This is a genomic window from Vibrio sp. 2033, from assembly GCF_033339735.1.
On record NZ_JAWOVC010000001.1, the window covers coordinates 685,762 to 697,450 of the forward strand.

Here is an 11,689-nt window from a genome sequence, read left to right on the forward strand (position 1 = left end):
AACTTACCTCGCATGAATACTGAACTTACGCTCAACAAGCTTGAGTAGCCCGGTCGAAACGCTGGTAAAAAATAGAAAGATGAGCGCGACAGCCATGTAAAAGGTGAACGGCATTTTGGTCGTACCTGCTGCCAATGAGCTCATTCTCACCATGTCATCCAGACCAATAATGGAAACTAACGCTGTGGTCTTAAGTAACACTAACCAGTTATTACCAAATCCAGGTAATGCATGACGAATCATCTGAGGAAGTAAGATTCTTCTAAACGATAAAGCAGAGCTCATCCCATAAGCTTTCGCCGCTTCTAATTCACCCTTGTCCACCGCCATGATCGCTCCACGAAAAGTCTCCGCCATGTAGGCGCCAAAGATAAAACCAATCGTGAGTACACCAGCAATAAATGGGCTGACATCAATATAATCAGGTAAGTAAGACGTCCATTCATGGTTTGGATCACTCGAGGCAAACCACTCGTTGAGCGTTTCGTTGATGGAGTAAAGGCTGTTATTTAAAAGTATTTGTCCACCAAAGAAAATTAGCATCATCAGAACCAAATCTGGAATGCCGCGAATGACGGTGGTGTAAAGAGTGGCAATCGCCCTTGCCCATTTGTAAGGCGCTAACTTAGCTAATGCGCCAAGCATGCCTAAGACCATGGCGAGAATGAGTGAAAGCACTGCAACTTCTATTGTTACTAAAGCTCCTTTCAAAATCGAAGCTTCGTATCCTTGTAAATCTAGCATAGGTGAGTTCCTAATCCCTAAACTCAAAAAATCGACCGTTGACTACTTCTAGGAACAAGCCAACGGTCGCTTAATTACGGTTTATTCACCGTACACATCGTAGTTAAAGTATTTACCAGCAATTTCTTGGTAAACACCTTTCTCACGTAGTGAAATAATTGCTGCGTCGAGTTTCTTCGTTAGATCTTTGTCTTGTTTACGAACAGCGATACCCATACCTTCGCCAAACCATTTTGGATCGGTTAACGATGGTCCAACAAACTCATAAGCTTCGCCACCTGCTTTGTTGATCACACCCTCTTCTAGAGCAGAAGCATCACCTAAAACGGCAGCAATTCGACCATTTTCTAGATCAAGATACGCTTCATCAAAAGAGCCATAACGCACAATTTCAACATCATCGCCGTAGTTGTCAGTTAAGTACTTGTCATGTGTCGTCGCACGTTGCACGCCAATTTTGACATCTTTAAGATTATCAAAATCTAGACCCGCACCTTTCTTAGCGATAAATTTATTTGGAATTTGTGCGTACTTGCCAGTGAAATCGACTTTTTTCTTGCGCTCTTCAGTGATAGACATTGCTGCGATGATGGCATCGTACTTACGTGCAAGCAGAGAAGGAATAATACCATCCCAATCTTGAGCGACGATTTTGCACTTCACTTGCATCTCTTCACAGAGTGCATTTGCCATGTCTACGTCAAAGCCTTTTATTGAGCCATCAGTTTCTGTCCAGCTAAACGGAGGGTAAGCACCTTCGATACCAAAGCGAACTGTTTTCCATTCTTTCGCTTGGGCAACACCTGATACTGCCGTTGCAGCAATCGTTGCTGCTAATAACCACTTTTTCATTTCCATACTCCTGTGATTGCTATTTTATTTCGTTTTGTTTGTTGTGTTGGCTTAGGAGGCAATAGTCTGCCGCCTAACAAATATTAGTAAATGGATGAGATAAACTGCTGTAATCGTTCTGAATCCGGGTTTGTAAATAGCTTAGCTGGATTTCCCTGTTCTTCCACTAAGCCTTGATGTAAAAACATCACATGGTTTGATACGTCACGCGCAAACGCCATTTCGTGCGTGACCACCAGCATAGTTCGCCCTTCATCTGCCAAATCTCTCATTACCCCCAGAACTTCTCCTACAAGTTCTGGGTCAAGCGCAGAAGTTGGCTCGTCAAACAACATCACCTCTGGGTCAACTGCTAGCGCACGGGCAATAGCGGCACGTTGCTGCTGGCCGCCAGATAAGTGCCCAGGGTAATAATCTTTACGCTCATACAAGCCTACTTTCTTAAGCAAGACTTCTGCATTTTCAATCGCTTGAGCTTTTGGCACGCCTAAGACATGAACAGGCGCCTCAATCACGTTTTCTAGTACGGTTAGGTGAGACCAGAGGTTGAAACCTTGGAAAACCATTGCCAGGCGTGAACGAATACGTTGGACTTGCTTTTCATTAGCAGGAACAGATTCACCTGCTCTGTTGTTCTTCATTTGGATTAATTCACCATTTACCCAAATTTCGCCCGCGGTGGGCGTTTCTAGCAAGTTGATACATCTGAGAAAGGTACTCTTACCTGAGCCGGAAGAGCCAATGATGGAGATAACATCTCCTTTGTGCGCGGCAAGTGAAATGCCTTTTAAAACTTCATTTTGTCCAAATGTTTTGTGCAGGTCTTTTATATCTAGCGCTGGTACATCATTCATGCGCCCTACTCCCTGTGTTTTTGTCACTGCAATTAAGGGACTCCGCCCTCTCTAATTCGGAACAAATTAGCACCGCCCTCTGAAACTTGCAACAAATTATTAACCTAAATAATTCGAATAGAAAGATACGATAGACAAATTAATATGCAATATATAGCAACATATTCTTCAAAAGTTGAATATTAAATATAAAAAAGCCCCTTTCAAAGGGGCTTAATAAATTTACAAAAGTGTTAAGACGCTACTTAACCAATACCATAAAATCAGATTTCTGAGCATTCGTATTGACCTTCTCAGAATCAACTTCACTGATCACAAGACCATCGTGATCCACTTTAAGATCGGTCACATCACCATGAGAGAAAAGAGAAACAAAGTCATAGCTATTTAGGTTTGCTTCAGCAGACTCCACGACAATAGATTGTGAGTAATCACTGGTAGAAGAAACTTTCAAATCTTGCTTCACACTGTCATCGAATGTGTAGTAGTACAATTCCGGAACAACGACATCACTCTCTAAAGTTGTAAATATCTTGTGTGTTACTCGGTGTAGTGTTCCAGAGTTAGACTCTGCACGATATGCGAGGCGGCTAAAGCCTTTATCTTGGTCAGTGAAAGCAAAACCAGTATCAATAGTTGAGCCTCTCACCACATGCGACGCAGGCAGAGCATTTAGGTTGTAGTAAGCACTTGGATCAATTGAGATATCCCAATTTGCGTCCTGATACATCTTTTGGTTCAGCACTACCGTCCAACCATTGATAGGTTTTTCAGCTGCAACACTGTAAGTCCAAGTTTCCGTTTTTGGCTCAAGCGGGTGGTAGAACTTCGTCGTTGACATAGGTAGCTCTGCAACTTCGTAGTTGTAATCACCAACAAGTACACTGATGTCTAAAGTGTCATATTTAAAAAGTGTTGGGTTCAAGATTGGAGAAGAACCATTCATGCCAACCAACGGCAATGGTGATTCACTCGACCAATCGCGAATACCATACTGGTGCAGTTCTGTTTTCGCTGCGTCTGCATATTGTAGCACGACTGTCGACTCCATCTTCGAACCAATTGCTCTTACATCCAAAGAATCAATAGAATAGGTAGGCTTAGACTCTTTCGCAATTTTAGATATGAAGTTGTACTCTAAGCCACCAGCCTCCGTTGCTTCATATTTAAGGTCAGTTCGGGTAGCTTTACGGAAGTTGCCATTTTTATTGCAAGCAGACACCGCCTCTCGATTCATTGAGAACGTTGAGTTTCTAAGGTTATTGTCCTTTAAAAAATCTCGACCGAAGCTGTTTGCCGTAAATACTGTTCCAGAAGCATCAAGCAACTGATAAGTAAAATAGCCGTCCTCAGGAATGTCTTCTAGAACAAATTTCAAAGTAGTGCCTGATGGGTAGATAAAGTCGCCTTGACGGACACCATTCTTGTCTGAATAGAAACCGACGACCTTACCTCCTGTTAGCTGTGCACTTACGGCTGGTTGATAGGTCAATACCTGCTCGATGCCGTTGCCATCTACTCTTCGGTCGTAAATAGTACAGCTGTCTTTTTGTGCATTTGTTTCACTAATGACATTTGGAGCTGCAAAAGTAAAAGTGAATGTAGTTCTTGGTGTGGAACTACCGCCACCGCCGCCACCGCCGCCGCAACCGACCATTAACCCTGAGATGATTGCCACTAGTGGCAGTACTTTAAGCTGTTTCATGTCTTTTTCCTAAACTGAGCGGCAATGATTAGCCAAAAAATTGTCTTTGCTCTGTCCAAAGCAAGAATAAAGCCAGCTTTATATAATCATCGTGAATATTGACATTTAATCTGCATCTCGTGCAAAAGGACAAAAAGTTCTAATTTTATGCAACTTGTGTAATGAAATTACACAAGATCTCCGCATCTCATTCGCATGCCAGAAACTTTCTGTAGTTTTATTTCACAACCATTCTTAAAGTGATCTAAATCAATCACCCTAAATGGCTATCTTGCTAGACTCCTGCCAAAAGATGAGGCTTTTTTTGTGCCTCAACACAATAAGTTATTAGCTATGCTTAGGCACAGTGTCGACGTGTAACAAATCTAACAATAGCTAGCATAAGCGTGCCGCAGGATGCGGATTAACACAATTGAATGAAGAATTCATAACTTTTAAATATATGAGGAATCTATGTCAGACGCAGTTAACAAAACGCACTCTGATTCAGATATCGAGACCAAGAGCTACCGTGAGCTTCATCGTCCAGCATCTGAGTTCGCAAGCCGTTCAGACTACCTAGACCACGAACTACAAATTATGAAGCCACGTCGTTTTGGCTTGAACTTGCCAGGTCGTGACTTCCGCTTTGAGCTTGAAGACCTTGTTCCAGCACTTGCTGGTACTATCGGTATTATCGCAATGTACTCTGCGGTAATGATGTCTTGGGCTGAAGGTCTTACTGCAGCATGGGACCACGTAAACTTAGGCAAGGACTTTGCTATCGAAGTTGCGCGTGTAGAAATGCTCATCCCTGCACTTCTTTTCTGTGTACTTGCCTCTGGTTTTATTAACCCTAAAGCCAACCTAGCAGGCAACCACGGCCCAATGATCCCTCTTATTGGTACCATCGCTCTTGCTGGTGCTCACCCTCTTGCATTAGCAATTCTCATTGGTGTGTTTGGTTTGATTTTGAGCCTCTTAAAAGGTGGGTCAAAACTGGTTAACCTCACCTCTGAAGGTACGGCTGGTGGCCTTCTTATTTTCTTAGGTTTAACCGGAACCATGAGCCAAATTAACTCTATTCAAGCTTGGGCTGTTGGTTTGCAATCCGATACGGTTGCCGCTGGTAGCATGGGTTACATCGGTCTAATTGTTCTTGCGGTTACCATTGGCTTATACGCGTTCCTTGCTAAAGTGAACAAACGCTGGCTAGCGATCCCTGTTTGTGCCTTCACTGGGCTTGCAATCGCACTTGCTCTTGGCGCAGGCTTCGATATTAAATTCGTAACCGAGACAGGCCTTCCAAACCTAAATCCAATCTACTGGTGGGGTTCAACAGAAGAAGGTTGGATGCTTGGTCTTCCTAATATGGAACACTTCATCGCTTCTCTACCATTCGCCATTCTTGCGGTAGCAATGTGGTCACCTGACTTCTTGGGTCACCGTATCTTCCAAGAGATGAACTACCCACGTAAGAGTGAGAAAGTGCTGATGGACGTTGATGACACAATGACAATGTGTTCCGTTCGCCAAATGGTCGGTACTGCAGTGGGTGGTGGTAACATCACATCATCTTGGGGGACTTACATGATCCCTGCTGCAATCGCGAAACGCCCTATTCCTGCTGGCGCCATCTTACTAGGCTCTCTATGTATTATTGTTGCAATCCTTGGTTTTCCTATGGACGTTGCAGTATGGCCTCCAGTTATGCGCGTTGCTCTTCTCGTTGGTGTATCTCTACCACTGCTTGAAGCTGGCATGCAGATGGTGAAGGACTCGAAAGACTCACAAGCAGCAGGCATTTGTATCTTTGGTTCTGCCGTTGTTAACCCAGTTCTAGCTTGGGCACTAACTATGCTTTTAGATAACAACGGTTTAATTGGAGATAAAGAGCGCGCGTCTCGCCTATCATTTGTAGACAAGATTGTGATCCCAGTAAGCGTACTTGTTATCTGTTTAGTTGCTATGCTTGCAGTTGGTATGCTTGAAGGCCAGTATGGCATCCAAGCTTGGCTATAAGCTAGCAGTCCAGAAATTTGTGGGTAGCGCTCGTCGCTACCCCATTTTTATCGAGATTTTTGAGGATTTATTGATTTAGTTTAAGGTTTGCAAAAAAATTTTAGTTTAACCTCTAACTGTTGCTTAAAAAGAGAAACGTTAAAACTAGTGACAATATTTATAGTTTTGTAAATCGAATACGTAAATTTAAGACTATAAATATTGTTATTCATAAGAGTGTACTGTTCCCCTCTTTTATCTGGGGATAGCTGGCTCAACGGCGAAGCAGTACGTATTTTTTTCTACTAAAAAGGTAGGTATGTCATGGCAGAGCAATTTGCTAAAGCTTGGGAAGGTTTTGCTGCAGGCGACTGGCAAAACGAAGTAAACGTTCGTGATTTCATTCAGAAGAACTACACTCCGTACGAAGGCGACGAATCTTTCCTAGTTTCTGAAGGTACTGAAGCGACTAACAAGCTTTGGGCTAAGGTAATGGAAGGCATCAAACAAGAGAACGCGACTCACGCTCCTGTTGATTTTGATACTTCAGTTATCTCTACCATCACTGCTCACGATGCAGGCTACATCGAAAAAGACCTAGAAACTATCGTAGGTCTTCAAACTGACGCTCCTCTAAAACGTGCGATCATCCCTAACGGTGGTATCCGCATGGTTGAAGGTTCATGCAAAGCCTACGACCGCGAGCTAGACCCACAAGTTAAAAAAATCTACACAGAATACCGTAAAACTCACAACCAAGGCGTTTTCGATATCTACACTCCTCAAATCATGGCGTGTCGTAAATCTGGCGTACTGACTGGTCTTCCAGATGCATACGGTCGTGGTCGTATCATCGGTGACTACCGTCGTGTTGCTCTATACGGTATTGACTTCCTAATGAAGGATAAATTCGCGCAGTTCTCTTCTCTACAAGAGCGTTTTGAGAACGGCGAAGACCTACAAATGACAATGCAGCTTCGTGAAGAGATCGCAGAGCAACACCGTGCTCTAGGTCAAATCAAAGAAATGGCTGCAAAATACGGTTGTGATATTTCTCGTCCTGCTGAAACTGCGCAAGAAGCTATTCAGTGGACTTACTTCGGTTACCTAGCTGCTGTTAAATCTCAAAACGGTGCGGCTATGTCTCTAGGTCGTACTTCTACGTTCCTAGACATCTTCATCGAACGTGATATCGCGGCTGGTAAGCTAACTGAAGAACAAGCTCAGGAAATGATCGACCACTTCGTAATGAAACTACGTATGGTTCGTTTCCTACGTACTCCTGAGTACGATGATCTATTCTCTGGCGACCCTATCTGGGCAACTGAGTCTATGGGTGGTATGGGTCTTGACGGTCGTACGCTAGTTACTCGTACAAACTTCCGTTTCCTAAACTCACTATACACTATGGGTCCTTCTCCAGAGCCAAACATCACTGTTCTTTGGTCTGAGCAACTACCTGAAGGCTTCAAGAAGTTCTGTGCGAAAGTATCTATCGATACTTCTTCTATTCAGTACGAAAATGACGACCTAATGCGTCCAGACATGAACTCTGACGACTACGCGATCGCATGTTGTGTATCTCCAATGGTTGTTGGTAAGCAAATGCAGTTCTTCGGTGCTCGTGCGAACCTTGCGAAAACAATGCTTTACACCATCAACGGTGGTGTGGATGAGAAGCTAAAAATCCAAGTTGGCCCGCAAATGCCTAAGATCGAAGGCGATGTTCTTAACTACGATGAACTGTGGGAGAAAATGGACCACTTCATGGATTGGCTAGCGAAACAATATGTGACTGCACTAAACGCTATCCACTTCATGCACGATAAGTACAGCTACGAAGCGGCACTAATGGCTCTACACGACCGTGACGTTAAACGTACTATGGCTTGTGGTATTGCTGGTCTATCTGTTGCGGCTGACTCACTATCTGCAATTAAATACGCAAAAGTGAAGCCAATTCGTGACGAAGACGGTCTAGCAATCGACTTCGAAATCGAAGGCGATTACCCTAAATTCGGTAACAACGACCCACGCGTTGATGACATTGCATGTGAACTTGTTTCTGTATTTATGGGCAAAATCCGTAAGCTTAAGACTTACCGTGATGCAATCCCTACTCAGTCAATTCTTACTATCACTTCAAACGTGGTTTACGGTAAGAAAACTGGTAACACGCCTGACGGTCGTCGTGCTGGTGCTCCATTTGCTCCAGGTGCAAACCCAATGCACGGTCGTGACGAGAAAGGTGCTGTAGCATCACTAACTTCAGTTGCTAAACTGCCGTTTGCTGACGCACAAGATGGTATCTCTTACACATTCTCTATCGTACCTAACGCGCTAGGTAAAGATGAGGGTTCACAACGCGCTAACCTTGCTGGTCTTATGGATGGTTACTTCCACCACGAAGCGGGTATCGAAGGTGGCCAACACCTAAACGTGAACGTTCTTAACCGTGAAACTCTAGAAGACGCAGTTAAGCACCCAGAGAAATACCCTCAGCTAACAATCCGTGTATCTGGTTATGCTGTTCGCTTCAACTCTCTAACTGCAGAGCAACAAGCTGACGTAATCGCGCGTACATTCACTGAGTCTCTATAAGACTATAGCGAAATAACGTTCTAGTAATACAACAAAGGCTGATGCTAAGTAGCATCAGCCTTTTTTTATTTCTTGAATGAAAGTTGTGATATCGCGAAAGACTTTTGCCCGCATTCTTACGTATGATGCGAAAAAAGTTAGCAAATAAAGTCTATGAGATTTAGTAAATTAATTATTCTTACCCTTCTTTCTCCAGTTGCAATAGCATCCACTAAGTCTACGGTTTCTTTTACCATCGACAACGATGGTATTTTTGGCGTCGATCAAGACTATACGAATGGTGTTTTCCTTTCTTACGCGACAGACCAACTGACACAAGAAAGCCAATGGAAATGGCTGAGTCTAGCTAACTCAGAGCACGCCAATATCGATAAAATAGAGTTGGTTCTTGGCCACAAAATGTGGACTCCAAGCGACATTGAAGCCGATTATCCACTAATCAATGATCGCCCATATGCCGGTTACCTACACACCGAAATCAACTACCTTTCCCTAACGAGTGACAAAGCTGTACGGTACAATTTCACCATAGGAGCTACGGGTGAAAGTTCGCTATCAGAAAAGGCGCAAGAAATCGTTCACGGCATAACAGGATCGACGGACCCTCAAGGTTGGGATTACCAGATTGAAGATAAAGTTGCGTTCAGCCTTGGTTACCGCGTATTTAACAAATTGATGCGCAGCGAAGAACAAAAAACACAATGGGAGATTACCAACATTAACGACATCAATGCGGGTAACTTCCGTAGTGATGTCTCTCAAGGCGTCATGTTTCGTTGGGGTACAAACCTAGCGAATAGCATCGGAGCCGCCAATATCAGCGTCGAAAGCCCTTTCTCAGCAAGTATGATCGCTCAGAACACGTCGAGTTGGTTCTTGTTCACCGGGTTTGAAGGTCGTTACCGCTTTAATGACATGACTATCGAAGGAGATCGTCCTGGCATTCCTGAACCGTCAGCGCCATACGACGTCACACTGCAAAATTGGCAAGCAAGTGCCGTCGCGGGGGTATCTTGGTACAACCAAAATTACGGTGCAAGCATCACCTTTACAATTAAAACACCGGATTATGAAGAAGCCCAAACCGATGTTTATGGGACAGGCTCGTTCTCCGTGTTCGCCTTTTTCTAAAAACTGGATTATCCCAGCATCGAAGTCAATCTAGATACACGGCAAGTTCTCGGGGTAGGTATTAACCACCTCGTGTTCAAGCGTTTATGCAGATTGGCTCCATCTATTTTCTTTCTTCAAATAACCTTGCCTTTAGTACCGACAAAGCTGTTTTAACCCTGCTTTTTGTAATAAAATAACAGCTAGAATTTACTAGTAATGAGAGCAAAAGATGTCAACAGCTGGTCGTATTCACTCATTTGAGTCATGTGGTACCGTAGACGGACCTGGTATTCGATTTATCGTCTTCTTGCAAGGTTGTTTAATGCGCTGTAAGTATTGCCATAACCGCGATACTTGGGACACGCATGATGGCAAAGAAGTCACGGTTGAAGAAATCATTTCCGAAGCGAAAAGTTACCGCCACTTCATGAATGCATCAGGTGGTGGCGTTACTTGTTCTGGCGGCGAAGCGATGCTTCAACCGGAATTCGTACGTGATTTTTTCCGCGCAGCTAAAGCCGAAGGCATTCATACATGTCTAGATACTAACGGTTATGTTCGTAAGCACACTGATGTTATCGATGAAGTACTGGATGCAACAGACTTAGTCATGCTTGACATCAAACACATGAAAGACGAAGTGCACCAAGATCTCATCGGTGTATCCAACCGACGCACATTGGACTTTGCTCGTTACTTGCAAAAAATCGGAAAGAAAACATGGATTCGCTATGTCGTCGTGCCTGGTTACACAGATGACCCAGAAGCAGCACACATGCTTGGTGAATTTATTAAAGACATGGATAACATCGAAAAGGTCGAGTTACTTCCTTACCACAAATTAGGGGCTCATAAGTGGGAAGCGTTAGGCTTAGAATACCCACTCGAGGGCGTAAACCCGCCACCGAAAGAAACCATGGATGAAATTCAATCCATTCTTGCTCAATACAACGATAACGTAAAATACTAAGTGAACCGCAAGACTAACCTCTTTAAAATACCAGCTTATTGCTGGTATTTTTTTGATTATATCTAAGCCTTATCAGTGAGTTTCTCTGCGGTCATTTAGGTAGAAAAAGAACGATAGAAATGATTGCGTCATGTTCGCATAGGAAGGAAGTAACATGGATTTGTTTAACTTAGGCTCTCTTGTTGTCTCAATTTGGATAGTAGTAGTCTACTGCCTACCAGATTGGAAAAAAGTCGTTTGGCCCAAACTGGAAAAAGAAAAAGGATTTCAGCACCTCGTTTTTGCAACGCTCTTCTTTTTCAGTATTTTATGGACAGCTCAAGCAGGTGTAAAAGAAGGATTACAGATTCATTTTCTTGCACTAACAACGCTGACGATGATGTATGGTTGGCGTATGGCATTTCTAATCACTATCCCTGCAATGCTGGTCAACCACCTACTACATGATGTGTCATTGTTACTCTTACCCACATCGTTAGTTCTATCTGCCCTAATTCCGATTTTCATTAGTTACTTAGTGTTTCTTCTGAGTTACCACTACTTGCCAAGAAACATTTTTGTTTTCATCTTCGTTGCTGGATTTTTCAATGGCGCGATAACAGGAAGTCTGCACCTCATCATTAACTCTTTTTATCACCTATCAGTTGGTCACTACGATTGGGAAACCATTCAACATAACTACTTTGTTTTTGTGCCGTTGCTCGCCTTTCCAGAAGGTCTATTAAATGGTATGGCACTGGCGGTTTTAACCGTATTCAAGCCAGAGTGGCTGAGAGTATTTTCAGACCGAGACTACATATACAATCATTACCATAAATAAGTGTTTTCAAACTGGTCAAAAGTGACAGTTCTTGCCATTTTTTAGTATTA

At 43.3% G+C, this 11,689-nt stretch carries 9 protein-coding genes; 5 read left to right on the top strand and 4 right to left on the bottom strand.

The window, feature by feature from the left end; translation table 11 throughout:
- Window positions 1-3 precede the first annotated feature (3 nt).
- The 4 genes from R7P74_RS03070 to R7P74_RS03085 all read right to left on the bottom strand — a co-directional run bounded on the left by R7P74_RS03070 (window position 4) and on the right by R7P74_RS03085 (window position 4,155).
- Window positions 4-744, bottom strand: a complete 741-nt coding sequence (locus R7P74_RS03070) for an ABC transporter permease (RefSeq protein WP_005378436.1) — start codon at window positions 742-744, stop codon at window positions 4-6.
- Between the two features lie 81 nt (window positions 745-825).
- Complete coding sequence (locus tag R7P74_RS03075; protein ID WP_005378437.1) at window positions 826-1,596, bottom strand: ABC transporter substrate-binding protein; 771 nt, start codon at window positions 1,594-1,596, stop codon at window positions 826-828.
- An 83-nt stretch (window positions 1,597-1,679) separates the two neighbouring features.
- Window positions 1,680-2,450, bottom strand: coding sequence for an ABC transporter ATP-binding protein (locus tag R7P74_RS03080; protein ID WP_005378438.1), 771 nt, complete (start codon window positions 2,448-2,450; stop codon window positions 1,680-1,682).
- A gap of 241 nt (window positions 2,451-2,691) precedes the next feature.
- Window positions 2,692-4,155, bottom strand: a complete 1,464-nt coding sequence (locus R7P74_RS03085) for a 54K polar flagellar sheath protein A (protein WP_225473778.1) — start codon at window positions 4,153-4,155, stop codon at window positions 2,692-2,694.
- A gap of 453 nt (window positions 4,156-4,608) precedes the next feature.
- On the opposite strand from R7P74_RS03085, the gene R7P74_RS03090 reads away from it, so the two are divergent.
- From R7P74_RS03090 to R7P74_RS03110, 5 genes are all read left to right on the top strand, one after another.
- Window positions 4,609-6,156: a DUF3360 family protein gene (locus R7P74_RS03090; protein WP_005378441.1), complete on the top strand. Its 1,548-nt coding sequence runs from the start codon at window positions 4,609-4,611 to the stop codon at window positions 6,154-6,156.
- Between the two features lie 303 nt (window positions 6,157-6,459).
- Entirely contained in the window at window positions 6,460-8,736 is a 2,277-nt protein-coding gene (gene pflB / locus R7P74_RS03095; protein WP_005378442.1) for a formate C-acetyltransferase, read from the top strand.
- Between the two features lie 153 nt (window positions 8,737-8,889).
- On the top strand, window positions 8,890-9,867 hold the full coding sequence (locus R7P74_RS03100; protein ID WP_005387855.1) for a lipid A deacylase LpxR family protein: 978 nt from the start codon (window positions 8,890-8,892) through the stop codon (window positions 9,865-9,867).
- A gap of 211 nt (window positions 9,868-10,078) precedes the next feature.
- The gene (gene pflA, locus R7P74_RS03105; protein ID WP_005378444.1) at window positions 10,079-10,819 is read left to right on the top strand and encodes a pyruvate formate lyase 1-activating protein; all 741 of its coding nucleotides are present in this window, start codon (window positions 10,079-10,081) and stop codon (window positions 10,817-10,819) included.
- Window positions 10,820-10,973: 154 nt separating this feature from the next.
- Window positions 10,974-11,639 carry an energy-coupling factor ABC transporter permease gene (locus R7P74_RS03110; RefSeq protein ID WP_064376273.1) on the top strand — a complete coding sequence of 222 codons (666 nt, stop codon included), beginning with the start codon at window positions 10,974-10,976 and terminating at the stop codon, window positions 11,637-11,639.
- Window positions 11,640-11,689 lie beyond the last annotated feature (50 nt).